The sequence below is a fragment of the Kiloniella laminariae genome, assembly GCF_027214005.1.
Lineage (GTDB): Bacteria > Pseudomonadota > Alphaproteobacteria > Kiloniellales > Kiloniellaceae > Kiloniella > Kiloniella laminariae_A.
Window position 1 is genome coordinate 41,880 of sequence record NZ_JAPWGY010000007.1, and the last position, 24,546, is coordinate 66,425.

A 24,546-nucleotide genomic window follows, 5' to 3' on the forward strand; every position below is an offset into this window, starting at 1 on the left:
TTTGGGGGCTTTTAAGTATGTGAGTATGTGAGGGGATGGTGTTCGCCGAGATGGGGAGTAATGGGCAGTGATCGGATTGTTGATACAAGTTCAATGGATGTTTGGGCTTCTTCCAACCCAAAGCCACCACCTTCAAGGATATGTGTGTAGCTATCCGTGTGAAGATTAGTAAAGCCCCCCGAGAACTCTATTTCATCACCATTAATGGTGATTGACCTAAAGGTGGGCTGCTGTCCCCTAACTTGGTGGGGTAAATCTGCTTGGTCTACTGACAAGAACCACCGGACCCGTGCTTGCTTGAACTCAAGGTATCCAGCAGCACGCTCTCCTGTTCGGATATGAACTTGATTTTGTTGTAGCGGGCCAAATATGAAGCCGAGCATATCGTAAAAATGTACACCTATATTTGTTGCAATTCCACCAGATTTCTCGTCAGCACCTTTCCAAGAAACATGATACCACTTTCCTCTAGATGTAATATAGCTGAGGTCAACATCATAGATCTCGTTTGGGTTGGCAGCGACTTTTTCTTTTAAGGCAATAATGGCAGGGTGGAGACGCAACTGTAAGATGGAATAAATCTTGCGGCCTGTTTGTTTCTCAATCTCTCGTAAGCCGTCTATATTCCATGGGTTTAATACTAAGGGCTTCTCGCATATAGCGTGAGCACCAGATCTCAGCGCAAAACGACAATGGGCATCATGCAAGTAATTGGGTGAACAAATGCTCACATAATCAACACAATCCCCACGTCGTCTTAACTTGTCTATATGTCGATCAAATCTCTCAAATTCTGTAAAAAAACGAGCTTGTGGAAAGTAGCTATCAATAATGCCTACGCTATCGCTGGGATCCAGTGCGGCGATTAAGTTATTTTCTGTTTCTTTGATGGCTTTCATGTGGCGCGGGGCGATATATCCAGCTGCACCAATCAGGGCAAATGTTTGTGTCATTTAAAAGGATGCTTCATAGAAGTTATATTTCGTGTTGTTCATGCTCGATATCTTCATGCTACCGCACTTCGGGTGAATTACTATTCTGCCCGGTTATCTTTGCTGCCAACATTTGCTGCCTAGGTAGCAGGTGTTACATTGAGACGTGAGGTCGTTGCAGTAACTTCTCTACCAAGTAAATCCAATAAGATGCTAATTCGTTCTTTGTCAATCATTTGTGATAGAGTCCCGATTACATTTGCAAATGGGCCGGTTAGAAATTTCACTTTGGTGCCTATTCGCAAATCTGGGTCAGCATGCTCTGGGGTGTTACTTGTATCTTTTAAGCAGGAAACAAATTGATCGGGTAGACTCGGCAGATGGTTGCCATTCGCAACAAGGCGGCGAACGCCAAAAGTGTTATTTATAGGACTCCAACTGTCAATTGTCACATCTAGTGCTACAAATATATATCCGGGGAATAGAGGCTTTTTGACGATGTCAATTTTCCTGGCATGTTTGCGGGACTTCATGAAGTAAGGCAGAAACACCTGATATCCTTGCCGGGCAAGGTTTATTTCAGCTCTGATTTCTTGATTAGCTTGAGTGTTGACCACGTACCACTTTTTCATGAGTTTTCCTTGCCCAAGATATCAGGAGAATGGACGCGGAGAAAATCCGGAACAATTAATTGAGCGTTGACCTTAAGTCGGCGGGCTTTCTCGAAAGTTGCCTGAGGTTCATCTGAATCTGTGAGAACAAGAGCATCGTATGAGGTGGCTTCATCCAGTGTTTTTAGTACAACTAAGTTTCCAATAGCCTCGCGCTGAGATTTTGCATCAATGATGGCAACTAGTTCAATTTTTGAATCCCAAGCCGCCATAATGGCTATTTCTGCCAACTCTCCTGCGCCAAGCAATATGATCCTGTTTTGGCCGCGAATATGAGCTTGTTCGAATATTTCAACATACTGTCTACGGGCATTTTTGAAAAACCCGAGTGAGCTGTCCAGATATTCCACAACGAGTCGACTTTTTTCACTAAAACCCCTCGGTGTCAGGTAGTAAGCAAATCTTTTGTAAGGTGCAGATTTTGCTTTGACATAACCCTTGTTGATGGCTCGTTTTAAAAGGGCGTTTGTAAAGCCGATCGAAACCCCTATCCGTTTTGACAAGGTCATCTGTGACATAACTTCGCCTTCCTCAAGAGAGTGAAGAAATTCGATGTCTGTTTTGATGTCCGACTTAGGTGGCATACGGGTACTTCCTAGTAGAATATAGATTCAATCTATCGACATTTTTTGAGGGGGTCAACTTTCGTTCATGTTGTGAACGTCACAATTTGAACGAAAGTTGCCTTTTTAGTGGAAAACAGCTACTTATAAAGTATTCTTAGAATGGCTCGATAGCTTTATGTGTTTGGCCTAATGATCTGAATTTATAGGCAAGTTACCTCTATAAAAGTGAGGTGATAGGCTATCAGGAGTATAACCCATGTGTGGCATTGCCGGGTTTCTAGAAAACGCTGCGGATCGTAGTGACGAAGGTCTGTCCCGGCTGGCCATGGCAATGGCAAACGCACTGTTGCATCGTGGGCCGGATAGTGGTGATGCCTGGGCGGAAGCATCAACCGGTATTGCGCTGTCGCATCGGCGGCTGGCTATTGTTGATCTGTCTTCGGCCGGGGCTCAGCCAATGGTTTCTGCCTGTGGCCGTTATGTTCTTGCCTATAACGGCGAAGTTTATAATCACAATGATATTCGCCCAGAACTGGAAGAAAACGGAATCAAATTTCGTGGACATTCCGACACAGAGGTAATTCTCGAAGGCTGTGCGCGTTGGGGTATTAAGGCCACAGTTCGGAAGTTGATTGGCATGTTTGCCTTTGCTTTGTGGGATCGCCATGAAAGGCGTTTGACACTTGTCCGCGATCGTTTGGGAATCAAGCCTCTTTACTGGGCACAAACCTCAAAAAGCTTTTTGTTTGGTTCCGAGCTCAAGGCCCTGAGGTCACATCCTGACTGTCCTGGAGAAATTAACCGTAATTCTGTTGCGGGTTTTCTTCGGCACAACTATATCGGTGGAGCGAACAGCATATACCAGGGGGTCAATAAACTTGAACCCGGATGGATGTTAAGCGTGCGAGCAGGGGAAGAACCCGTTCTGGAACGGTACTGGTCACTGGATGATGTTGTCGCCGAGGCTCAGGCCAAGCCTTTTACGGGTAGTGACACAGAGGCCGTTGACGCGCTTCATGACCTTTTGATGGATGCTACTGGTCGAAGAATGATGGCAGATGTGCCACTGGGGGCATTTCTGTCCGGAGGAATCGATTCTTCAACCGTTGTTGCCTTGATGCAAGCTCAGAGTGAGAGAGCAGTCAAAACCTTTTCTATCGGGTTTAATGAAGAAGGGTATAACGAGGCCAGGCATGCAGCCGAAGTGGCGCGTCATCTGAAAACAGATCATACGGAACTTTATGTTTCTCCATCGGAAGCGCGGGATGTGATTCCTCAACTTCCATTCTATTTTGACGAGCCCTTTTCTGATTCTTCGCAGATACCGACGTATCTCGTTTCCAAGATGACGAGAGGACATGTCACCGTTGCCTTGTCAGGCGATGGGGGGGATGAACTGTTTGGTGGTTATACGCGGTATTTTACGGCAGAGAAATACGGCAGGTCGCTGTTTGGGCAGCCGCAAGCGTTGCGGAATTTAGAGGCGTACGCTATCCGAAGTTTATCGCCATCAACCTGGGATAGTTTAAGCAATATTATTCCGGCCAGTCGTCGTCCTTCCCTGTTTGGTGATAAGCTCTATAAGCTAGCAAATTTGCTGAATGGTGAACGAGACGATTTTTATCGTGGATTGATTAGTCATTGGCACAATCCAGATGATCTGGTTATCGGTGGCGTCGAGCCACGAGGCCTGGTCTGGGATGAAGCGGTCAAGCAGAGAGTCCCCGACTTCATTGACCGGATGCAGTATCTCGACACCATGACCTATCTGCCTGATGATATTCTGACCAAGGTGGATCGTGCTTCTATGGCTGTCTCTCTTGAGGCCCGGGTTCCACTGCTGGATCACAGGGTTGTAGATTTTGCCTGGAGGCTTCCCCGCCATATGAAGATCCGAAACGGACAGGGGAAATGGTTGTTGCGTCAGGTTCTTTACAAATATGTCCCAAAAGAAATGGTTGAGCGTCCCAAGATGGGCTTTGGTGTGCCGATTGATGCCTGGTTACGCGGACCACTGCGTGAATGGGCTGAGGAGCTATTGTCGCCGGCTGCCCTTCAGAGTACGGGCTTGCTGGAATCAGCACCTGTCCAGAAGAAGTGGCAAGAGCATCTCTCTGGGCGACGGAACTGGCAGTATCTTTTGTGGGATGTCTTGATGTTACAGGCGTGGCATCACGAACATTGTAAACCCGTAGCAATGCAGAAATATGCTTGATAATGGAGTGTTTTTGAAGGGGACCTTAGAATTTATGCTTTCAGCTTCCCCAATACTCCGTCCATCGCTTTGGTCCAGGCGCTGATCCCCTGCTGGTTGCGGAGCTGTTTCAGCCCGTCGAGGGTGAAGGTGCCGGGGGTGGCGATGCCCTGGGTGATGTCTTGTAGCGTCTCGTTCTTTTTTAACAAACCATAGGCAGTCGCGCCGCGGATGTTGTGCAGGATCATCTCACGGGTTTTGTCCTCGGGCAGACCCTTGTTTGTAAGCCAGTCTGCCAGATCGCCAAAAAACTCATAGAGCCAGCCGTTCATGCAAGAAGCAACCAGGGCGAGGTCAAACTGTTCTTCACTTTCGAGGGCGACAGGCGTTCCGGTGAAACGGGCCAGCGCCTCGACGAGAGGGTGGGAAGGGAAAATCGGGATGATGCCTTCGCCAGCTTCAATTGAGCAAACCGGGATCATGCGAACCAGTTGCTCCGGCAAGGGCCCTGCAGCACGATGTTCATCCAAAGAGATACCTGCGATTGCTGAAATTACAATCTGGTCTGACCGGAAGGTAAGATCTTTCAGCAGATCAGCCAGCTGGTGAGGCCGAACGGAAAGCAGCAGCATGCTGGCGCGGTCAATGACTTCCTGATTACTGCCTGCAACAAGACAGCTCTGTTCTTTTGCCAGTGTTCGCGCGACTTCTGCATTGCGTGGTGACAGGACGACCTGTCCGGAAAAGCCACCACGGCGTAATCCTGCAAGGGTGTAGCTGGCAAAGTGTCCCACGCCCAGAATTCCCAAAACAGGCAAGGCGGGATGAAGATCCTGTCGGAGGAGATTGGCGGTTTGCTGGGAAGGAGGAGAGGCGGGTTTGGGCATGGTCTCGTCCTGACAAGATCGGAGGTGGGGGGCGACAGGTAACTGGTGTTTCAGTCTATATCGCTCTTGGGCTTCGCGACCAGTCTTGATTCTGCCTGTGATACGTTTGGAATATTTTGCAAATACAGGAATAGTAAACATATGTTGCCTATCTCAGTTAGGTTCTGCTAGCGTGTATTCTCAATTTCCAGCCCGCAGATTTTGTCCCCGTTTCAGGATAAATTTCAGGTTTGAGCTGAACAGCTCTGCCACGGCGGGAGGCCTATAAAAATAACCAAAGAAAAGTAAGGAGCTAGGAATGAGTGCTCTGGAGCAGGTGCTCTCTCATGTTGATAATCACTTGGAAGAGAGTATCGAGAGACTTTTTGATCTTGTCCGGATCGAGAGTATTTCTACAGATCCGGCCTACAAGGCAGAATGTCTCAAGGCGGCCCAATGGCTGGAACGTGAGCTGAAAGGCCTGCAGTTTGACGCATCGGTTCGCCCAACCCCGGGACACCCGATGGTGGTGGCGCATACGCCGGATCAGAGCGAAGGGCCGCATGTTCTGTTTTATGGACATTATGATGTGCAACCGGTTGACCCACTCGAGCTGTGGGATGAACCGCCGTTTGAACCTTATATTTCCGAGCAGCCTGATGGTTCCAAGCAACTCAAGGGGCGCGGCACCTCAGATGATAAGGGCCAACTGCTTACCTTTGTTGAAGCTTGCCGAGCCTGGCGGGCCGTGACGGGCAAGTTGCCGCTGAATGCTTCGATCCTGTTTGAAGGAGAAGAGGAAACCGGGAGCCCGAGTCTGGATGCTTTTCTGGCAGCAAACAGGGATGAGCTGCGCGCGGATCTGGCGCTGGTTTGTGATACAACCATGTGGGATCGCGATACCCCCGCGATCACGGTCCAGCTGCGCGGGATGATGAAAGAAAACCTGGTTATCAAGGCCGCCAGCCGGGATCTGCACTCTGGTGCCTATGGCTCCTCGGCGCGCAATCCTATTCATGTGTTGTCCAGAATTCTTGCAGATCTGCGTGATGACAAAGGGCGCGTGCAGATTCCCGGTTTCTATGATGGCGTCGAAGAACTGTCGCCGGAGATGAAACAGCAGTGGGACGGCCTCGGCTTTGATGGTGCCGCCTATCTCAAGGAAGTGGGGTTGTCCATTCCTGCTGGCGAAGAGGGCTATAATGTTCTTGAACAACTGACTGCAAGGCCGACCTGTGAAGTCAATGGCATCTGGGGGGGATATACCGGTCAGGGCTCAAAGACTGTTATTCCAGCTGAGGCAAATGCGAAGTTGACGTTTCGCCTTGTTGGCACGCAGGATCCGGCAAAAATCCGTGCGGCTTTCCGGACGTTTGTCGAGGCCCGCTTGCCGGCAGATTGCAGTGTTGAATATGAATCTGTTGGCGGCGAATTTGGTCCCTTGAGTGTGGATACCGATATGCCCTTTATGCAGAAGGTCAAGCAGGCCCTGTCTGATGAATGGCAGAAAGAAGCCGCCTTGATCGGCTCTGGCGGTTCAATTCCCATTACCACAGAATTCCGCCGGGTTCTGGAAATGGAAACCTTGCTGGTTGGTTTCGCTCTGGATGATGACCGGATACACAGCCCCAATGAAAAATATGATTTGAAATCCTTCCACAAAGGCATTCGCTCCTGGGTTCGGATTATTGAGGCCCTGTCGCGTTAAGACGTGCGTTACAGAGAACTCTGTTGTGTTCTGAAAAACAGGAGGGGCGGGAGTTTATTCTGCCCCTCCTGTTATTTCTGCTCTTGAACAGTCCTGAATGTCAGCGCAGGAAAAAAACGCTCGCGATAATCAAACCGGCGATAATCAGGGTTTCGATGACGACCAGGAACAGGGCCTGATGGCCAATTTTCAAGACGTCGCGCAGAGATGTCTTGAGGCCAACGGCTGCGATGGCTGTAACCAGGCACCAGCGGGAAAGCTCTGAGAGACTGCTGATGATCAGCTCTGGCAGCAGGCCTGTAGAACGGAGCCCGGTAAAAAAGACAAAACCGATCAAAAAAAGTGGCGGCAGATAGGTAGAGGCTTTGGCCGGGCCTGCCTGCCTGAATATTGCCGTGACGAATAGTGTAATCGGCACAAGCAAAGCCACGCGGAACAGTTTGGCAACAGTGGCGGCGTCTCCTGATTCTGGCGAGATGGAATAGCCCGCACCCACAACCTGGGCGACATCATGAATGGTGCCCCCAAGGAAAAAACCAGCCTCTGTGTCGGACATGCCAAGCCAGAGGGCAACGGGGGGATAGAGGACCATGGCGATGGTACTGAGGGTGGTCACTGCAACGACGGCAAACAGTGTGGTCCGTTCAGAATCATCAGAATTTGGCATTGCAGCAGAGATTGCTAAAGCCGCGGAGGCCCCGCAAATGGCTGTTGCCCCTCCGGTCAACAAGCCGAACCGTTTGTTGAAACCAAAAAAACCGGCAAGAAGAACGCCAGCAATAATTGTGATCACCACCGCCAGAACCAGGATCAGGGCTGCGTCTAGGCCCAGCTGGGCGATCTGTTCAAAGCCGATCCTGATCCCGAGAAGCGCAACCCCGATGCGCAAGATTGATCGGCTGGTATAGTCGATCCCTGCTTTTGCCGATGAGCCTTCAATCAGAGAGTTCAGGCTCATGCCTAGAAGGAGAGCATAGAGTAAAGTTGGCCCGCCATGATGATCGGAGATGAAGGTGGCGGCAAAGGCGAGCACCAGAGCTAATATCACACCGGGAATTCTGCCTGTAATCAGGGGGAAACGCGCTGCGCCTGAGGCAAGAAGAGACATGGCTTACTCTGGAATCAAGTGGGTTGAATAGAAATTCGGAACTGGCGCGAGTATAGTCGGCAAGAACGCAAAAGATCTATTCAATAGTGAAGGTGGTGTTTTATTCAGGGGTGTTCTGAATACCCAGAGTCGAAAAGGTTCTGCTTTTTTCCTGTACTGGCTGGTGTCGCAGGCGATTTTTGATCATCCGGTCATGCAGTTTCTCGACCAGGCGGCTTCCGGTTTTTTCAAAAGCCCCGGGAACGAGGGCGTGGCAGAAACAGACGAAACACCCCAGTCCGAGGTAGAAGGAAAAATAAAGCGCCTGGCCCATGTGTTCCAGATAGCTTTCATGGACAGATAAAGGGTGAGTGATAAATAGTTTGCTCCACAAGCTGGTCATAACAGCCTCCCTGTTTTTTATTATTGACTCCTAATGGTATAACTTGATGACAGGGAAATATTTTCTCATAATATCATCACTATTATAAAATTATTGAGATTATTTCACAATAAATGAGGGTTTTATGAAGCTTGATGCAACGGATCGACGCATTCTAAAAGAGTTGCAGAGGGATGCGGGGCGACCGGCATCAGAGATTGCAGAGATCGTCAATCTGTCGACCAATGCCTGTTGGCGCCGGATCAAGCTTCTGCAAGAAGAAGGGATTATCCGAAAACAGGTCGCGCTGGTCGATGCCGAGAAGGTCGATATGGGGTTGACTGTCTTTGTCGAAATCCGGACATCCCAACATGATGAAGCCTGGTTGGAGCGTTTCTCTAAAGGGGTCAGTCAGATTGATGAAGTGGTTGAATTTCACCGCCTGAATGGAAATGTTGATTATCTGCTGAAAATTATTGTTTCAAGCATTGCTGATTACGACCGGGTCTATAAAAAAATTATCCGTACAGTGCCATTACATGATGTGACTTCCTATTTTTCCATGGAGCGGATCAAGGAAACAACAGAGATTCCGCTGGATAAAAGATAGCCGCTGAAGGACCAGAATTCCCTTCCTCTATCCCACTGCCCATGGCAGCATGCGATCACTTCATCCCCCCATAGCCATTCCGCTGATGAGAGAAGAGAAATGACTGAAGTGAAGTCTTTTACACATCGCCCTTATTGGTGGGCAGATGCCCGTTTTGAACCAGACCGTTTTTCTGAAAAAGGACTGCCGCCAGTGCAGGCCGATGTTGTCATTGTCGGAGCTGGTTATACAGGCTTGTCAGCAGCTTTGACGCTGGCGCGGGCGGGGCGTTCTGTCGTGGTTCTGGATGCGGAACGTCCAGGGTGGGGGTGTTCGGCGCGCAATGGCGGTCTGTTGGGACCGAGCTTTCATAAACTGGGTCTGGCGGGTCTGTCCCAGGCCTATGGTGCCGAGAAGGCCCGTGCAATCATGCGTGAGAGTATGGAGAGTATGCACTCTCTGGTTTCCTTTATCCGGGACGAGAAGATTGATTGCGAACTGAACATGGTGGGGCGGTTTCGGGGTGTTGCGCATCCTGGACATTATGATTCTCTGGCCCGACAGGTTGAGAGCTTACAGAAAGACCTTGGGCTAAATGCCTATATGGTCTCGAAGGCTAATCAGCATCAGGAAATTGGCTCTGATCTCTATCATGGCGGAGCTGTATACGAGGATGACGGAAGCCTGCAGCCGGGATTGCTGGTTCAGGGGTTGTTGGAGCGGGCCGTCGCCGCAGGTGCAAAAGTTTATAGCAAACAGGCTGTGCTGGATATCAGCGGACAGACCGGTGCGCTGGAAGTTCGTACTGCCAGCCAGACGGTTAAAGCCAGGAATGTGGTTGTGGCAACCAATGGCTATACATCCAAAAATCTGAAATGGTTCCGGCGTCGATTGATCCCGATCCGCTCGGCCATTATTGCGACGGAGGCTTTGAGTGAAGAAAAAATTCGTGAACTTTCTCCTAAGTTAAGGGGGCATGGGGACACGCATCGACTGGTGTTCTATTATCGACCTTCTGCTGATGGCCGACGGATGATTTTTGGCGGGCGGGCACAATCGCTGAAGGAAAATCCGGCTGAGTATGTCAGTTATCTGAGCAAATCCATGCGTCGGGTTTTCCCCCAGCTTGGCGATGCGTCTGTTGAATATGGCTGGTCCGGCGTTGTGGCCTATACCTTTGATCATGCCCCCCATGTCGGCGAGGTCGAGGGGGTTCATTACGCGATTGGCTATTGTGGCTCAGGCGTTGGACGAGCTGTGTATTTTGGACGGAAAGCGGCGCTTAAAATTCTTGGCTCTCCCGAGGGACGAACGGCGCTGGATGATCTCTCGTTCAAGAGCCGGCCGCTCTATAATGGAAATCCGTGGTTTATGCCTTTTATGATTCGCTGGCATGATTTTGCTGACCGGATGGGGTGGTAGATTGTATCTGCTGGGTTGATTTGCATCGAAAATACTTCAGGCGCTGGGGCTGTCGAGCAAAATTTCTAACAATGGTGCTTAATAAAAACATTACCAAATCAGGGTAGTGTTGTGCCTGTTGTTTGCGCGTTTTGCGTGACGTACAAGGTGGTTCCTTTGAATTTGTGCTATAAGTTGAATTCCTGGCCTTCTTTTCAGTAAAAGAATTTCAGGCTTGTTGAGACAACAGAGCGCTGGGGGATGGATGCGGCAGTTAGTAGTTATCGAGCGACGCGTGGCTCTGGCACTGGTCGCTTCCTTGCTTTTGGCCGTTCTTGCGGGGGGGCTTTTGGTGTCCTCGGTACTGTCGCTGCGGCAATTGGAAGAGTCGGGCTATCAGAATACGGGATGGGATATCTATACGGTCCAGTCGGAGTATTACCGGCTGCTGGATGCATTACATGAAGCTGAACATCGGCGGACTGACGCCCGTGAGACGATCAAAACCCGATTTGATGTGTTCTATAGCCGGGTAGATGACATAAAACGGGGCACGGTTTCCCGCAGTCTGCAAGACGAAGTTTTTTTTAAGGATGCGATCAGCCGGTTTGATGAACTGATCAGGAATCTTGATCCGGTATCAAATGATGAAACCCTTCCTATAGACGAGTATCTTGAGATCATGCTTCGTGAATTGACTGCCTATGATGGTGTTGTTCGCGGTTTTGTCTCTGACAGTCGTCGTATCCTCAACCAGAACAACTACAAAGGTCGGGCCAAGGTAGCTCAGTTATATGGCTGGGTTCTTGTTTCTTTTGTTCTGTTGTTCGGGGTTCTTGCTTTCATGTTTTTCCTCATGATCCGGCAAATGCAGACGATCCAGAGATCAAAAGAAGAGGCTGATCGTGCCAATCTGGCGATGGGAGAATTCCTGGCCACGATGAGCCACGAGATCCGAACCCCGATGAACGGTATTCTGGGGATGACCCATGTTCTTTTGGCCGAAGAACCGCATTCCAAATTAAAGGATCAGTTGGAGATTATTCGGGAATCAGGCTCGATCCTGATGGGACTACTGAACGATATACTTGATATCTCCAAGATCGAGGCAAAGCTTTTACGGGTGGAAGAGCATGACTTTGATTTTCTGGATCTGGTCAAGGCGGCCTACAACCTCTGGAAGCCGCGGGCGGCAAGTAAATCGCTGGAGCTCGATCTTGTTGTCGCCCCTGATATGCCCCGGGTCCTCAAGGCCGATCCTGTACGTATACGACAGATTCTTTACAACCTGATCAGTAACGCGATTAATTACACCGATCAGGGGGCCGTAAAAATATCCATCGGCTTTCAAAATAGGATTGATGGCCGGATCGATCTTCTGCTCTCGGTCCAGGATACAGGCCCCGGCATTGCCAAGGAGGAACTGACCCGTCTGTTTGACAAGTTCACTCAAGGGAGTGCACAGCGTGCACAGCATGCCCGGCGTTTTGGCGGCACCGGACTTGGACTTGCGATCTGTAAAGAGCTTTCAAGACTAATGGGGGGAGATATTCTGGTCGAAAGCCAGGAAGGAAAGGGAAGTACCTTTTCACTGCTCTTGCCCTGTGCGTTAGGAAATCCTGCTGAAATCGATGATTCTCTTGACGGCAATATCAGCTATCTTCTGCAACCGCAGGACCAGATTTCCTCACTCCGGGTGCTGGTTGTCGAGGATAACGAGATCAATCGCTTTGTCTTGAGCGCCATGCTGAAAAAGGCCGGTCATGATGTAGATCTGGTGACCAACGGCCTTGAAGCCGTGAATGCAGTGACGCACCGAAGTTACGATCTGGTCTTTATGGATATCCAGATGCCGGAAATGGATGGTGTTGAAGCTACGAAAAAAATTCGCAGTAGTGAGCTGGATTCATCCGGCATGTTTATTGTTGCCTTAACGGCGAATGCTATGGCCGGGGATAAAGAACGTTATCTGGCTGCAGGAATGGATGATTATCTCTCAAAACCGATTTCACCTGCTGATCTGCGTCGCATACTTCTCGCCGCTTCGGGCAAGAACAAGGCTTATTATACGGGTGACGATGCCAGCCGGGTGATGCCCGAGTAATCTACGGGATAACGTCCGGGCAACGCCGAGGGGATATCACGGATATTCCGGACCAGATCCCTTCAGGACTGGTGAGCGTTTGGCAGAGTATGTATCTTATTTATTCTCAAATGGAATAAATCCTGATAATTATTCCGTATTTTTATGATATATCGGCTCGGATAAGCTCGTTCCAGTTTATTTACTGGAAACTTTTGTCGGGATTGTTAGTCATGGCTGGTCGTAATTCACTCTTTATTCCTGGGCCTACCAACATGCCAGAGCGGGTTCGCCTGGCAATGGATATCTATACGGAAGACCACAGGGCCGGTTCGGCACCTGAATTCATGATGCCGCTATTTGAGGATCTGAAAAAAGTATTCCGAACCAAAACGGGTGAGATTATTGTTTTCCCCTCTTCCGGAACAGGCGGCTGGGAGGCGGCCATTACCAATACGCTGTCTCCAGGTGACAGGGTTCTGACGGCCAAAATCGGTCAGTTTTCGAGCCTATGGGTTGATTCCTGTCGGGCACTGGGAATTATTGTTGAAGACATTGATGTCGAGTGGGGCGAGGGTGTCCCCGTTGAGATTATCGCCGAACGTCTGGCCGCAGACAAAAAGCATGAAATCAAGGGTGTGATTGTTTGCCACAATGAAACGGCAACAGGGGTCACCTCGGATATCAAAGGGGTGCGTCAGGCGATGGATGCCAGTAACCACCCGGCTCTTTTGTACGTCGACGGGATCAGCTCCATCGGGGCGATTGAATTCGAGATGGATGCCTGGGGTGTTGATCTCGCTGTTGCCGGATCACAGAAGGGCTTCATGCTACCCGCCGGGCTTGGCCTGGTGGGGGTGAGTCAGAAAGCACTCGATGCAGGGAAAACGGCAACTTGCCCGAGGTTTTATTTTGATTTCAGGATGATGATCAATCAGAACCGGACCGGTTACGGTCCCTATACACCGGCGATGGGGTTGCTGCGAGGATTGCGCGCCTCGACCGACATGTTGCTGGAAGAAGGTATGGAGAATGTCTGGGATCGTCATCATCATCTGGCCGAGGGTGTCCGTCGGGCAGTACGAGCCTGGGAGCTTAAAACCTGTGCCAAGAAAGCCCAATGGCAATCCGATACTGTGACAGCGATTATGGTACCCGAGCAGATCGATGGTCAGGAATTGATTAAACGTGCGTACAATGACTTCAACCTGTCCCTAGGGGCAGGCCTGGCCCGGATGGCCGGAAAGCTGTTCCGGATCGGGCATCTGGGAGACCTGAACGAATGTATGCTGTTCAGTGCTCTTGGAGGAGCAGAAATGGTCATGCGTGATATGGGAATGGCGATTGAGCCGGGCAAAGGTGTCGGTGCTGCGGTTGAGTACTGGCGGAAGAATAGCTGACGACCTCAAAGAGGTGCTTCTTTAACAACGCTTGAGTCTTTCCCTGACTGGGCTTAGAACAGGAAGATGTCGTTTTGGAGGCAAAGCGACATCTTCATGATCGAGTCGGGGAGAAGCAAGCGGTGTTTCCAGAGCCAAAAGAAGGTATTACCCGACAGGTAGGGTTTGTTCTCCTGCCTGGGTTTTCGATGAATTCCTTTACCTTTGCCATGGAGCCGCTCCGGGTCGCCAACAAGGTTGCGCGAAAACCACTCTATGCCTGCCCGGTTTTCTCAATCAACGGCGAGACGGTGGAGGCCTCGAACGGGCTCCGTCTTGAAGTTCTCGGGGACCTGAAAGCCGCAGCACTGCCGGAGAATATTATCCTTTGTGGCGGCCATGACATCAAGGCTTTCCCCTCGGGAGAACTGCTTGCCTGGCTTCGGATGCTTGGTCGACAAAGCAAGGTCATCGGGGCTCTCTATACCGCATCTCATTATCTGGCTGAAGCCCGCTTGATCGATGATTGCAAGTGTGCGGTTCATTGGGAATATCTTTCTGCTTTTAATGAAAACTTCCCGGATCTTGAAACGTCGAATGAGCTTTTTGAAGTTGGAAACAAGCGCTTTACCTGTGTCGGCGGCACGGCTGGTCTTGACATGATGCTGAATTTCATTGCCGACCTGCATGGCTTTGAACTGGCCCGGATGGTGGCAGACCAGTTCGTGCATGAACGGATCAGAGACCGCCGCGAGTTTCAGTATTTTGGCCTTTCCGCCCGTTATTCAATCCAGGATCAACGGTTGCTCCGGGTCATCAAGATCATGGAAGAGCATCTGGAAGAGCCGCTTGAGCTTGAGCAACTGGCTAAAGTCGCTGGCGCATCCCGTCGCCAGCTTGAGCGTATGTTCAGCAAGCAGTTCAATAAATCTCCTGCGCGCTACTACAGCGAGCTCAGGCTTTATCGCAGCCGCCAGCTGATCATGCAGACAAAGATGCGGATTATTGAAATAGCCCTGGCTTGCGGATTTAATTCTTCCGCACATTTCTCAAGATGTTACCGCAATTTCTTTGGCTGTACTCCCTTGTCAGAGCGCAAGCTTCCTGGCAAGGAAAGTGCCGTCTCCCACCCCGATGAGCCGGGCCCAGTGTAAACTTCTAGGCGAACCTGGCTGCTCAGGGGTATTCCCAATCTCACCTTTGCCTTATTTGTTCTATACTTCTGGCAGTAGATTTATTCCATCAAGAAAGAAGCCAGATGATGATCAGGAAATCTGTAATTTGGGCCGTGGCATTCTTCGTGGCAGGGGCGGGTTATCTTGTCCTGCCATCAGGCGAAAGCGGGGGAGTGGCCCAGGCATCACAAAGCCAGAGCGATGTGCTGGAGGACGTGGTACAGGAAGTCGAAAAAGCAATCATCAACCGCTATTTCGGCAAAGAGGATACGACCTATAGCAAATCCAAAAAGCAAAAGGAGAAGCAGAAAGGTCTGCCACCGGGGCTGGCAAAAAAGGGGAACTTGCCTCCGGGTTTGCAAAAACACCTCGATGAAAATGGAACTCTGCCTCCGGGTCTGGCAAAACGTGACTTGCCTGATGATCTGCTCAGTCGTTTACCAAAACGGAAGAATACAAAATTTGTCAGAGTCGATGATGATGTTGTGCTGATCGACATTCTGACAAACAAGGCACTGGACGTGATCGAAGGTGTTCTGAAATAGAGAAAAGCCTGCTCCTCAATTTTTCAGGGCAGGTTCTGTTTCATCTTCAGGGCATGACGTTGTTTCAGAACCCGGCCCAGTTTGCCATGGTCTGGGGCAAATATCATGGAGATTCCCTGGAAAACACACGCGATCACAGCAATCATTCCTGCGGCGTTAAGGGCGAAGTCCGCGCCGAGCAGCAGGGGGCCAAAAGCTGCGACAAGGTACCCCGTAATTCCGGAGAGTGTTGCGAAAAAAGCCGAGAGCCAGAGTTGCCTGCTCAGGCAATCTGTCCACATGCGGGCAGTCGCAGCCGGGCAGATAAACATGGCGATCACAAGAATAGACCCCACTGCATCAAAGGCTGCGACAGCTGATAAAGCCGTTATGATCACCAGCCCGATACTGATCAGGCGGGCGCTAAAGCCGAGAGAGCTCGCCATTTCAGGGTCAAAGGTCGAGATTTTGAGTTCTTTGAAAAAGGCGACCGTGAGCAGGATAACCAGCAGGCAAACCCCGAGAAGTCGTTGCAAGCTGTTGGGCATCTGTTCCAGGCCTGATGGTGAAACCAGATCCTGCCAGTTATTTAGACCAAGCCAGAGCGTGGATTCCAGATTGCCATAGAGGGCGTGTTCAACATCCAGATGTACGCCGGATGCTCCTGTCTGTTCAAGGATAAGGACGCCAAGAGCAAACATGGAGGTGAAAACCACGCCCATGGCTGCACCGGCTTCGATCTTGCCAAGGCGTTTGATGCCTTCAATCAGAACAGCAGAAATCAGGGCTGCGGATAGAGCGCCTAGCAACATGGGAAGTGTATCAAGCGTGCCTGAGAGCAGGTAGCCAACAACGATACCGGGCAAGACGACATGGCTCATGGCATCGCCGATCAGGCTTTGTCGACGCAAAACCAGAAAATTTCCGGGTAAACCACAGCAAAGGCCTGCGAGTACGGCAACCAGTAAGGCAGGAAGGTCAATCTGAAGAAAGTCGGCCAGAGGCAGATCCATTAGACGGTCACCTTTTGCTGTCGTTGAAGGCGTTCTTCGAGCTCGTTAATCAGGTCTGGGGAGAGCACGTCACTGATCATGGCAAGGGACCAGTCTTTCTGGGCAAAAGCTTCTTCAGGGTAATCAGTGAGATACTGGTTCCAGAGATCCTGGTCCCGCATCATCTGTTTGATCTTCTGGTGACCGGATTTTGTGATATGCCCGTGACTGTCGAGGGTACCTTCGCGTTTGAGCGACAGAACCAGCAGGGGGGAAAACAAGGGGCGTCCCTGGCCAAGGTCGAGCAGGGCACGTCGCCGGCTGATACGGTAGCGAAAGAAAATCTGCTGAAGTCCTGTAGCGAGAACACCACGCCGTGGAGCGAGAAACAAAGACAGCAGGAAAAGTGTTGTTGCGGTAAGGACAATGGTGGCGCCAGAAGGGAAGTCGGGTGTCAGAGCAGAGAGCCCGGCCCCAAGGAAGCAACTGATTCCCCCTGTGAAGGCAGAAATACCGACCATCAACCCAAGGCGGTCCGTCCAGAAGCGGGCCGTGACTGGAGGAATGATAACCAGAGCAATGATGAGAATAAGGCCGACTGTTTTCAGGCCGATGACGACGACAGCCAGAAGAAGCGCCATCATCAGAAGATCAAGTTTACTGACAGACCATCCTCTGGAAGCTGCGTAGTCAGGATCGAAACAGACCAGACCAAATTCCTTGAGGAAAATGATCGCCGCCAGAGTGATAACTAGGGCGAAAATGGCAATCATCTCGGCCTCGCTCTGGAGCATGCTGGCGGTTGATCCCAAAAGATAACTTTCCAGTCCGGCCTGGCTGCCGTCTCTCAGCGTCTGGATGTAGCTCATCAGGACGACACCAAGCCCGAAAAACGAGCTGAGAACAGTGCCGATCGCAGAGTCTTCCGGCAAGCGGGTATTATCCTTGATCCACTGAACAAGCAAAACCCCGAGGATGCCGCTGATGGTCGCCCCTGCCATCAGGAAGGGCAGACTTTTCCCGGTACCAGTCAGGGCAAGGGCAACAAGAAATCCCAGGGTAATCCCAGGCAGGGTTGCGTGGCTGATGGCGTCACTGATCAGGGCGCGTTTGCGCAGAAGGGAAAATACCCCGATCACGCCGCCTGCCATGCCAAGAAGTGCTGAGCCAAGCAACACAACGCTGGTGTTGTAACCGCCCTGAAAACTCAGGATATCAAGAAGCTCTGTTAACAAGGAGTAACCTTTGTGTCCGTTCTGGCTGTCATGCAAGAATGAGTGTAGTGATTTCTAGCCCGGTTATTGTCCGGCAAGGGGAATAAGACCGGAAAGTTCTGAAGGTGCCAGACGCCCACCGTAGGCATGCTGAAGGTTTTCAGCGGTGAAGGTCTCTGCCATAGGACCACTTGCGACAGGTCGGATATTCAAAATCAGGGCGTGATCAAAATAATCGGGGGCCGATTGCAGGTCATGGTGAACGCAGATAACTGTTTTGCCCTGATCTTTCAGGTCCTTCAGCACGTTGACAATGGCGCGCTCGGTTGCAGCATCAACACCGACAAAAGGTTCATCCATAAAATAGAGAGCTGCATCCTGGGCCAAGGCACGGGCAAGGAAAACCCGTTGTTGCTGGCCCCCGGAAAGCTGGCCGATTTGCCGATCGGCGAAGTCTGCCATGCCGACTTGTTCCAGATACCCCATGGCTGTGGCGCGATGAGCCTTGCGCACCGGACGCAACCATCCGATTTTACCATAGAGTCCCATCGTGACGACATCCAGTGCTGAGGCGGGGAAGTCCCAGTCAACACTGCCGCGTTGAGGGACGTAACCGATAAGATGGCGCTGGCTGGCAACCGATTTTCCATAGACGGTTATTTCTCCGGAAAGCTTGGGAATCAGCCCCAGGGCGGCTTTGATAAAGGTTGATTTTCCCGCGCCATTGGGGCCAACCACGGCAACCAGTCCCTGTGCCGGGGCGACAAAGGAGAGGTCCCAGACCACAGGCTTGTGGTGATAGGCAACAGAAAGTCCTTCTATCGCCAGAGGGGCGGATCGGGCCTCATCTGTCGAGAGGCTGTGTCGGGGTTGTAATCGGAGGAGCTTGGCGATCATAAATATATCCTCGGGACTAGTTGGGGGTGTTCTGGCTGAGGGTCAGCATTTCCTGCATGCCGCTGGTTGTTGCATTCCCTCCGAGTGCCCGACTGATAACGGTGGCATTGTGATCCAGCATCCCGATATAGGTCCCTTCGTAACTGCCAAGAGGTCCCATAGCATCAGAGAAAAGCGTGCCGCCGATCTGGACCGGGTGTCCTCTGGCTGCGGCTCCCTCGATCAGGGCGCGAACATTTCTGTCTGCAACCGAGCTTTCAACAAATACGGCCTTGATTTTCCGCTCGACAATAAGAGCGACGAGCTCTTCGATCTTTTTTAATCCGGCTTCGCTGGCCGTACTCAGACCCTGAATTCCAATGACTTCAAAATCGTAGGCCTGTCCAAAATAGTTAAAGGCATCATGGGCCGAGATCACAACGCGTTCGTTCTCGGGAACTGATGCGAGGACACGGGTTACATAGCTGTTGAGCTGTTCGAGCTGCGCAAGATAGGCAGTGGCGTTCTCTGTATAAAAAGCCTGATTGCCAGGATCAAAAGCGATAATGACTTCAAGTGCTTTACGGGTGACCGCCATCCACTTTTGAACATCCATCCATACGTGGGGGTCGTGCTTGTTTTCATAACTCTGGCTGGAGAGCAGCAGGGTTTGATCAATTGCCGCGGCAAGAGGGACAACAGGCTTGTTCTGGGCCATGCGCTCCAGCGCGTCTTCCATCTGGGCTTCGAGATAGAGGCCGTTGTACAGGATAATGTCAGCCCGGGTGAGGGCAGCAATGTCCTTGCGGTTCATCCGATAGGTGTGGGGGTCAACACCTTCGCCCATCAGGCTGGAGACTTCCATTTTATCCCCGGTGATATGGCTCACGACATCAGCTATCTGGGCAATGGTTGTCACAACAACAGGTTTCTCGGCTTGTGCAGGGGTGCAGAGAGCCAGAATAAGCAGAACGACACCTGTAACAGATAGTTTTGCTTTTAGAGTGAAGCTGTTCATACCTTGGTTCCTGATTCGATGTTGTGCTATCTTGGTTATGTCGCCCGTGTCTGAATTTGTAGCCATGGCTACATTTATTGTCAATGGCAATTTTGAACAGGAAATATATTTGAATGAGCTGTTGTAATCGGATTGGATTTGTCTGAATCAGCAAGCTTTATTGCAGGATTGCCTTGTGCTTGGGACGAAGCGAGAGAGGTCAAGGATTCTTGTTCTCTAACCGAAAGGCTTGATCTCTTCTTGTACTTGCGGTTTTCTTTCGGGTAGTAAAGGGCTTCAAGCGGATTGTGAAAGGTTTCAAGGGTCAATGACATCTAGTTCTGAACTGGAAAATGCAGCGCTGCAAGCAGCCAAGTTCGAACGAGTCCGTGAGGCTCATAAAACCGAAGTTGCCGAGGATTATGTTGAACTGATAGATGATCTGATCAACGTTAATGGTGAAGCCCGTGTTGTTGAACTGGCGGAGCGCATGGGCGTGAGCCATGCCACAGTTAACAAGATTGTCGGGCGGTTGCAGCGTGAAGGACTGGTGGTTTCTCGCCCCTATCGTTCGATCTTTTTAACGGATGAAGGCCGGGAAATGGCTGTTGAAGCCCGGCGTCGTCACGAGATTGTTGTAAAGTTTCTCAAAGCCGCAGGGGTGAGCCCTGAAACGGCAGAGATTGACGCCGAGGGAATCGAACACCATGTCAGTGACGAGACACTTGATTGTCTCTCGGCGCTCACGGGCAAGATTGAAATCTGATATCCGGCTCTGAAATGTTTTGGAAACCTTTGCAAAGGCGGGCAGCAAGCTCTCCGGGGAGTGCCGCGTGGCGTACTGTTTGTTCCCGGGTCCAAAAGATTGAAAATGAAAATCATCTTATCAGGTTTTTCGCTTTTGTACCGGGGGTGAAAAGCGCTAAAGTGCCGCTGAAATTTTGATACTCATTATTTGAAATTAGACAAACTGGGGAATGACCAATGGCTCTTGAATTACCAGCTCTTCCATATGCATACGACTCTCTTGGCCCATATATGTCAGCTGAGACACTCGAGTTTCATCACGACAAGCACCACAATGCCTATGTCGTGAACGGCAACAAGCTTCTGGCCGGAACTGATCTGGAAGGAAAGTCGCTTGAAGAAATCGTTAAGGGCTCTTTTGGTGACGCGTCAAAGGCCGGCATCTTCAACAATGCTGCACAGCACTGGAACCACATCGAATTCTGGAACATGATGAAGCCAAACGGTGGCGGTGCCATTCCTGGTGAACTGGAAAAGAAAATCGTAGAGGACTTCGGCAGTGTGGATCAGTTCAAGGCTGATTTCATCAATGCCGGTGTTACCCAGTTTGGTTCCGGCTGGTGCTGGTTGGTCCTGAACAGCAACGGTAAGCTGGCTGTGACCAAAACGGCCAATGGCGAGAACCCGCTGGTCACCGGCGGTCACGCACTGCTCGGTTGTGATGTCTGGGAACATTCCTACTACATCGATTATCGCAATGCCCGCCCGGATTACGTGAAGGCGTTTGTCGATAATCTGGTAAACTGGGATTATGTTGCACAGCGCTTCGCAGCGGCATCCTGAAACGGTCTGGTTGCTGGCCTCTGTCCGGGTAATACAGGCCTGAGAACAGCATGAATGATCAGAAAGCGGAGCGGCCCGGATTTCCTGGCCGCTCTTTCGTTTTTTTGAAGCAGAGAATGTATCATCGATGTTTCCTTTCCCGAGGGTTCCTGTTATTTTGCCTAGGAATTTTTCAGGCTTCCTCCAGGGAGCTTCGGGTTGGTACGGAGAAAGAAGAGTATGAGAGCATTGCGACGGATCGCAGGGATCGTGGTAGCCTTTGTATCTGGCGTCGGCTCATTATCTGGGCAAGCTCTGGCGCAGCAGGCAATACAGGACCCTGCAGCGAATCAGGTTCTGGCTTTTGATGGTGCGGATTACAGTGGCGCCGGGAAGCTGTTTAACCTGCCAGATGGTCAGCTCTACTCGTTTATTCCGTCTCTGGAAGATTTCTCCGGAAAGATTTCCTCGATCAAGCTGGGTGACCAGGTTGGCGTGATTCTTTTCCGGGAAGAGCTGTTTCAGACGACGGATAATTCCTGTGCACCGATTATCGGAACACGCGAAGAGCCGCACCTGCTGTGGAAAGGTGCAACGGCAGACCTGCTGCCGCCCCGCCCAAGTTCGAATATTCCACTTGCGATGCCCGTCCCCCAGGACAATGCCTATGCTTCGATGATTATCTATCGGCGAGACGTTGGGCCGCCTCCCGGCGTCTTGATGTTACAGCGTCTTAACAGCTATAGCCGTGGCTGTGGCAACGTGCTCGACCAGCTTAATTATCGACGGGTGTTTATCCCTGCCTGGGATAACGGGAAAACCGGCTACTGCCAGAATCTTGTTGGCCCGACCAGTTATGCCGGCGCCAGAAGTACATTCCGTTTCAATGACAGTGACCAGTTGATTTTCATGCATCCGGAATCAATGGATCAGGGCTACCGGACTGTAAAGCACCGGGTTCGTTCTACGCTCTATGATTTTCCGGATTGTCAGGGAAATCATGTGACTTTCCCCTTTAAGGCAGAGAGCATCCACAAATTCAATCTTGCTGATTATGGCTATAAAGGGCGGGCGCGCTCGGTAAAGGTCGAGTATGTCTCTGGGCCTGCTGCGGGGATCTCGTCTCTGGCAGTTGCTGCTGCACCTGTCACCACACAGACTGTTGCGCCATCAGTTCCGCAAGCTGTGCCTTCGGCTTCTGCTTCTGTGAAAAATCCTGCAGTCCCTCAAGCAGCTGTACAGTCTCAGCAGGCAGCCGTTCCTGCACCGTCGTCCGCTGTTGTGCCACAGCCAGCGACCAGAAGCCTTGCTCCTGCCACTGCGCCGACGACACAAACTGTAACGCCAGTTACTACACCATCGGCTGCAGCTACGCCAATTGCTCCACCACCAGCGGCCTATCCAGATGCAAGTGGTGATCTTGCCGCGGCAGGGATTACAGCAGCGAGGGATGATGCTTTGGTTCCTGTGCCGACAATCGCACCTGAAGCGGGCGTCCCTCAGCGGCAAACCATTGCGACCGAGCCGGAAAACTCTCTCTTTACACCTTCGTACCAGTTGTTTGAAGGTCAGCCGAATACACCTGTGGCCAGTGAGCCTCTGGGGACTTCTGGATCATCGGGCCAGGGGACCTTGCCGACAGAAGCGGCGGAACAGGTCGCGATCCGCCCGGCAGGGGGGACACCTTTTGAGTTTCCGGTTTTCGATGCCTATCGCCTGAACTATTGCCTGACACCAGGGACAAACTGTGGTGAAGCCGCGGCAACAGAGTGGTGCAGCAAGAAAGGCTTTACAAAGGCCCTGGCCTGGGTGCGTGATAACAACATCGGCTCGCTCTACCCAACCATGAACATGGGTTCAAAAACAATCTGTTCCAGCTATAACTGTGATGGTTTCAAGGAGCTGACCTGCGGGAACTGATTGTTCTCCGGCGATTTGAAACAAGACGAATTGCAAACGGCGGGATTGTAAAATCCTGCCGTTTTCTATGGGCGGGTGGTTGCTTTTTTATATGCCAGTGCCACCAGCTTGTGGTGGTGCGCTTTCGCATCTTCACCCTGATCACTGCCCTGATATTGGCCGAGTTCTTTAAGCAGCAGAAAGAAGCCTGCTCTGGGAATGGCGGGATCTCCCCGGCTGACAGCCAGAGAGGCGAATGATATTTCGCCTTCTGCATGGTCCTGTCGGAGAATGCTTTCCAGTATCTGGGTCAGGCGATGGATCACCTGTGGCCCGGGGATTTCGGCCTCAAGGGCCAGCTGTCGATAGCTGATAATCGTTTGTTGCCGCGCGATAGTCTCAAGGACATGTCGGACCCGGCGTTCCATTTCGGGGGTGAAGTTCTGGTTCACAAAAGAGTCCTGTTTCTGGGAGTTGCAACACCTTCATGGCTAACTTTGAAAAATTTCCTCGTAATTCCTGAAGCTGTAATCTTTGCGGCGCGACCTGCCTTTGGGCCATGACTGATTGGCGTGGGTCATTTTGGTCCGATCGATATGCTTTGCCAAAAGTTTCTCTGCGGCAGTGACGCGGCGCGCTTTTAACAGAGTCAAAATCTCTCCATGGTCGGCATAGGATTTGTTTTTTTCGGCCTGCGTGCGTAAAAATCGAAACATAAGGGCCGTCACAAGCGGGGCCAGGCTGTCGTAACTTTTGCTGAGAAAATCATTCCCGGCATAGTCAAACAGACATCGATGAAAAGCCGCATCTTTTATCTGGCATTCTTTCCAGTCGTGATGTTTGAAGGCATCCAGCATTTGCTCGAGCAGGAAAGAAAGATTCTCGATCAGTTGTTCAGGATTGTTTTCCATAGCCAGCACGAGTGCTCGTGTCTCTAGAAGGGATCTGAACTCCAGGAGCTGTTCTATGCTTTCGTTGCTTGGATTAACGACATAGCAGCCCGATTGGGGAATGATTTCAACCAGTCCTTTTATCTTTAATTCTGACAGAGCTGTTCTGATTGGTGCGCGGCTGATTTTCAAAGCCTGAGCCAGACCATTTTCAGAAAGAGGCTCTCCAAAATCGAGTTTGCCGTGAATAATAGCTGTCTCGATTTGAGCGTAAGCATAATCAGAGAGGTTCCCGGCGGGTTTTTCTGTGGTGTTGTTCATTCTTATTCCGGATGACTGAAGCGCTTTGTGACAGATTTAACTGGTCAGTATCAGATTGAAGCCAATTTTTAGATATGTTTCAGATTGTTGACCGCGGTTCGTTGTAATGCAATCCCGCTGATACCGATTTTTCCTGTTGGTGCTGAGACGCAGAATTCTTTGCTCAAGAAGATATCTTGCGGACAAGTTTGTTGAGAGGTGGGGGCGTGTAACCATTTCCTTCTTGAACTG

Annotated in this window: 23 protein-coding genes; 11 read left to right on the top strand and 12 right to left on the bottom strand. The window is 50.9% G+C overall.

Annotated features, from left to right (window positions below; genetic code table 11):
* Nucleotides 1-11 precede the first annotated feature (11 nt).
* The 3 genes from O4H49_RS16320 to O4H49_RS16330 form a co-directional block, all read right to left on the bottom strand.
* Nucleotides 12-953: a Gfo/Idh/MocA family oxidoreductase gene (locus O4H49_RS16320; RefSeq protein ID WP_269424509.1), complete on the bottom strand. Its 942-nt coding sequence runs from the start codon at nt 951-953 to the stop codon at nt 12-14.
* A gap of 119 nt (nt 954-1,072) precedes the next feature.
* Nucleotides 1,073-1,564, bottom strand: a complete 492-nt coding sequence (gene nusG, locus O4H49_RS16325; protein ID WP_269424510.1) for a transcription termination/antitermination protein NusG — start codon at nt 1,562-1,564, stop codon at nt 1,073-1,075.
* Nucleotides 1,561-2,187, bottom strand: coding sequence for a hypothetical protein (locus tag O4H49_RS16330; protein ID WP_269424511.1), 627 nt, complete (start codon nt 2,185-2,187; stop codon nt 1,561-1,563). The genes nusG and O4H49_RS16330 overlap by 4 nt, the downstream gene beginning before the upstream one ends.
* Nucleotides 2,188-2,425: 238 nt before the next feature.
* Here O4H49_RS16330 and asnB point away from each other — a divergent pair, with 238 nt between their 5' ends.
* Nucleotides 2,426-4,384 carry an asparagine synthase (glutamine-hydrolyzing) gene (asnB, locus tag O4H49_RS16335; protein ID WP_269424512.1) on the top strand — a complete coding sequence of 653 codons (1,959 nt, stop codon included), beginning with the start codon at nt 2,426-2,428 and terminating at the stop codon, nt 4,382-4,384.
* Between the two features lie 32 nt (nt 4,385-4,416).
* On the opposite strand, the gene O4H49_RS16340 is transcribed toward asnB, so the two are convergent.
* On the bottom strand, nt 4,417-5,250 hold the full coding sequence (locus O4H49_RS16340) for an NAD(P)-binding domain-containing protein (RefSeq protein ID WP_269424513.1): 834 nt from the start codon (nt 5,248-5,250) through the stop codon (nt 4,417-4,419).
* 298 nt (nt 5,251-5,548) lie between these two features.
* On the opposite strand from O4H49_RS16340, the gene O4H49_RS16345 reads away from it, so the two are divergent.
* Nucleotides 5,549-6,937 carry a dipeptidase gene (locus tag O4H49_RS16345; RefSeq protein WP_269424514.1) on the top strand — a complete coding sequence of 463 codons (1,389 nt, stop codon included), beginning with the start codon at nt 5,549-5,551 and terminating at the stop codon, nt 6,935-6,937.
* Nucleotides 6,938-7,037: 100 nt separating this feature from the next.
* On the opposite strand, the gene O4H49_RS16350 is transcribed toward O4H49_RS16345, so the two are convergent.
* On the bottom strand, nt 7,038-8,045 hold the full coding sequence (locus tag O4H49_RS16350) for a YeiH family protein (RefSeq protein WP_269424515.1): 1,008 nt from the start codon (nt 8,043-8,045) through the stop codon (nt 7,038-7,040).
* A 100-nt stretch (nt 8,046-8,145) separates the two neighbouring features.
* Nucleotides 8,146-8,427: a DUF6356 family protein gene (locus O4H49_RS16355; protein ID WP_269424516.1), complete on the bottom strand. Its 282-nt coding sequence runs from the start codon at nt 8,425-8,427 to the stop codon at nt 8,146-8,148.
* Nucleotides 8,428-8,551: 124 nt separating this feature from the next.
* On the opposite strand from O4H49_RS16355, the gene O4H49_RS16360 reads away from it, so the two are divergent.
* The 6 genes from O4H49_RS16360 to O4H49_RS16385 all read left to right on the top strand — a co-directional run bounded on the left by O4H49_RS16360 (nt 8,552) and on the right by O4H49_RS16385 (nt 15,578).
* Nucleotides 8,552-9,016 carry an Lrp/AsnC family transcriptional regulator gene (locus tag O4H49_RS16360; protein ID WP_269424517.1) on the top strand — a complete coding sequence of 155 codons (465 nt, stop codon included), beginning with the start codon at nt 8,552-8,554 and terminating at the stop codon, nt 9,014-9,016.
* 99 nt (nt 9,017-9,115) lie between these two features.
* Nucleotides 9,116-10,417, top strand: coding sequence for an NAD(P)/FAD-dependent oxidoreductase (locus O4H49_RS16365; protein WP_269424518.1), 1,302 nt, complete (start codon nt 9,116-9,118; stop codon nt 10,415-10,417).
* Between the two features lie 244 nt (nt 10,418-10,661).
* Nucleotides 10,662-12,500 carry an ATP-binding protein gene (locus O4H49_RS16370; protein WP_269424519.1) on the top strand — a complete coding sequence of 613 codons (1,839 nt, stop codon included), beginning with the start codon at nt 10,662-10,664 and terminating at the stop codon, nt 12,498-12,500.
* A 212-nt stretch (nt 12,501-12,712) separates the two neighbouring features.
* Nucleotides 12,713-13,879: an aminotransferase class V-fold PLP-dependent enzyme gene (locus O4H49_RS16375; RefSeq protein ID WP_269424520.1), complete on the top strand. Its 1,167-nt coding sequence runs from the start codon at nt 12,713-12,715 to the stop codon at nt 13,877-13,879.
* Nucleotides 13,880-14,001: 122 nt separating this feature from the next.
* On the top strand, nt 14,002-15,012 hold the full coding sequence (locus O4H49_RS16380) for a GlxA family transcriptional regulator (protein WP_269424521.1): 1,011 nt from the start codon (nt 14,002-14,004) through the stop codon (nt 15,010-15,012).
* A 104-nt stretch (nt 15,013-15,116) separates the two neighbouring features.
* Entirely contained in the window at nt 15,117-15,578 is a 462-nt protein-coding gene (locus tag O4H49_RS16385) for a hypothetical protein (RefSeq protein WP_269424522.1), read from the top strand.
* Nucleotides 15,579-15,601: 23 nt separating this feature from the next.
* Here the strand turns inward: O4H49_RS16385 and O4H49_RS16390 are convergent, their stop codons facing one another.
* The 4 genes from O4H49_RS16390 to O4H49_RS16405 all read right to left on the bottom strand — a co-directional run bounded on the left by O4H49_RS16390 (nt 15,602) and on the right by O4H49_RS16405 (nt 19,657).
* Nucleotides 15,602-16,570 (bottom strand): metal ABC transporter permease, encoded by a 969-nt coding sequence (locus O4H49_RS16390; RefSeq protein WP_269424523.1) that lies wholly within the window; start codon nt 16,568-16,570, stop codon nt 15,602-15,604.
* Entirely contained in the window at nt 16,570-17,784 is a 1,215-nt protein-coding gene (locus O4H49_RS16395; RefSeq protein WP_269424524.1) for a metal ABC transporter permease, read from the bottom strand. The genes O4H49_RS16390 and O4H49_RS16395 overlap by 1 nt, the downstream gene beginning before the upstream one ends.
* A 63-nt stretch (nt 17,785-17,847) precedes the next feature.
* Nucleotides 17,848-18,660, bottom strand: a complete 813-nt coding sequence (locus O4H49_RS16400) for a metal ABC transporter ATP-binding protein (protein ID WP_269424525.1) — start codon at nt 18,658-18,660, stop codon at nt 17,848-17,850.
* A 16-nt stretch (nt 18,661-18,676) separates the two neighbouring features.
* The gene (locus tag O4H49_RS16405; RefSeq protein ID WP_269424526.1) at nt 18,677-19,657 is read right to left on the bottom strand and encodes a metal ABC transporter solute-binding protein, Zn/Mn family; all 981 of its coding nucleotides are present in this window, start codon (nt 19,655-19,657) and stop codon (nt 18,677-18,679) included.
* A 307-nt stretch (nt 19,658-19,964) separates the two neighbouring features.
* Here O4H49_RS16405 and mntR point away from each other — a divergent pair, with 307 nt between their 5' ends.
* From mntR to O4H49_RS16420, 3 genes are all read left to right on the top strand, one after another.
* Nucleotides 19,965-20,402 carry a manganese-binding transcriptional regulator MntR gene (gene mntR / locus O4H49_RS16410; RefSeq protein ID WP_269424527.1) on the top strand — a complete coding sequence of 146 codons (438 nt, stop codon included), beginning with the start codon at nt 19,965-19,967 and terminating at the stop codon, nt 20,400-20,402.
* A 218-nt stretch (nt 20,403-20,620) separates the two neighbouring features.
* On the top strand, nt 20,621-21,226 hold the full coding sequence (locus O4H49_RS16415; RefSeq protein ID WP_269424528.1) for a superoxide dismutase: 606 nt from the start codon (nt 20,621-20,623) through the stop codon (nt 21,224-21,226).
* Between the two features lie 219 nt (nt 21,227-21,445).
* Nucleotides 21,446-23,125 carry a hypothetical protein gene (locus O4H49_RS16420; protein ID WP_269424529.1) on the top strand — a complete coding sequence of 560 codons (1,680 nt, stop codon included), beginning with the start codon at nt 21,446-21,448 and terminating at the stop codon, nt 23,123-23,125.
* A 65-nt stretch (nt 23,126-23,190) separates the two neighbouring features.
* On the opposite strand, the gene O4H49_RS16425 is transcribed toward O4H49_RS16420, so the two are convergent.
* Together O4H49_RS16425 and O4H49_RS16430 are read right to left on the bottom strand one after the other, a co-directional pair.
* A complete protein-coding gene (locus tag O4H49_RS16425) occupies nt 23,191-23,556 on the bottom strand; it encodes a hypothetical protein (protein WP_269424530.1) in 366 nt (121 codons plus the stop codon).
* A 39-nt stretch (nt 23,557-23,595) separates the two neighbouring features.
* Nucleotides 23,596-24,315 (bottom strand): GntR family transcriptional regulator, encoded by a 720-nt coding sequence (locus O4H49_RS16430; RefSeq protein ID WP_269424531.1) that lies wholly within the window; start codon nt 24,313-24,315, stop codon nt 23,596-23,598.
* Between the last annotated feature and the right edge of the window lie 231 nt (nt 24,316-24,546).

Bases quoted from the DNA above. Each gene is read 5' to 3' on its own strand.
- O4H49_RS16420 (WP_269424529.1), top strand. From the start codon at position 21,446: ATGAGAGCATTGCGACGGATCGCAGGGATCGTGGTAGCCTTTGTATCT.
- mntR (WP_269424527.1), top strand. From the start codon at position 19,965: ATGACATCTAGTTCTGAACTGGAAAATGCAGCGCTGCAAGCAGCCAAG.
- O4H49_RS16405 (WP_269424526.1), bottom strand. From the start codon at position 19,657: ATGAACAGCTTCACTCTAAAAGCAAAACTATCTGTTACAGGTGTCGTT.
- O4H49_RS16340 (WP_269424513.1), bottom strand. From the start codon at position 5,250: ATGCCCAAACCCGCCTCTCCTCCTTCCCAGCAAACCGCCAATCTCCTC.
- O4H49_RS16375 (WP_269424520.1), top strand. From the start codon at position 12,713: ATGGCTGGTCGTAATTCACTCTTTATTCCTGGGCCTACCAACATGCCA.
- O4H49_RS16355 (WP_269424516.1), bottom strand. From the start codon at position 8,427: ATGACCAGCTTGTGGAGCAAACTATTTATCACTCACCCTTTATCTGTC.
- O4H49_RS16320 (WP_269424509.1), bottom strand. From the start codon at position 953: ATGACACAAACATTTGCCCTGATTGGTGCAGCTGGATATATCGCCCCG.
- O4H49_RS16400 (WP_269424525.1), bottom strand. From the start codon at position 18,660: ATGATCGCCAAGCTCCTCCGATTACAACCCCGACACAGCCTCTCGACA.
- O4H49_RS16385 (WP_269424522.1), top strand. From the start codon at position 15,117: ATGATGATCAGGAAATCTGTAATTTGGGCCGTGGCATTCTTCGTGGCA.
- O4H49_RS16430 (WP_269424531.1), bottom strand. From the start codon at position 24,315: ATGAACAACACCACAGAAAAACCCGCCGGGAACCTCTCTGATTATGCT.
- O4H49_RS16350 (WP_269424515.1), bottom strand. From the start codon at position 8,045: ATGTCTCTTCTTGCCTCAGGCGCAGCGCGTTTCCCCCTGATTACAGGC.
- O4H49_RS16415 (WP_269424528.1), top strand. From the start codon at position 20,621: ATGGCTCTTGAATTACCAGCTCTTCCATATGCATACGACTCTCTTGGC.
- nusG (WP_269424510.1), bottom strand. From the start codon at position 1,564: ATGAAAAAGTGGTACGTGGTCAACACTCAAGCTAATCAAGAAATCAGA.
- O4H49_RS16360 (WP_269424517.1), top strand. From the start codon at position 8,552: ATGAAGCTTGATGCAACGGATCGACGCATTCTAAAAGAGTTGCAGAGG.
- O4H49_RS16370 (WP_269424519.1), top strand. From the start codon at position 10,662: ATGCGGCAGTTAGTAGTTATCGAGCGACGCGTGGCTCTGGCACTGGTC.
- O4H49_RS16390 (WP_269424523.1), bottom strand. From the start codon at position 16,570: ATGGATCTGCCTCTGGCCGACTTTCTTCAGATTGACCTTCCTGCCTTA.
- O4H49_RS16365 (WP_269424518.1), top strand. From the start codon at position 9,116: ATGACTGAAGTGAAGTCTTTTACACATCGCCCTTATTGGTGGGCAGAT.
- asnB (WP_269424512.1), top strand. From the start codon at position 2,426: ATGTGTGGCATTGCCGGGTTTCTAGAAAACGCTGCGGATCGTAGTGAC.
- O4H49_RS16345 (WP_269424514.1), top strand. From the start codon at position 5,549: ATGAGTGCTCTGGAGCAGGTGCTCTCTCATGTTGATAATCACTTGGAA.
- O4H49_RS16330 (WP_269424511.1), bottom strand. From the start codon at position 2,187: ATGCCACCTAAGTCGGACATCAAAACAGACATCGAATTTCTTCACTCT.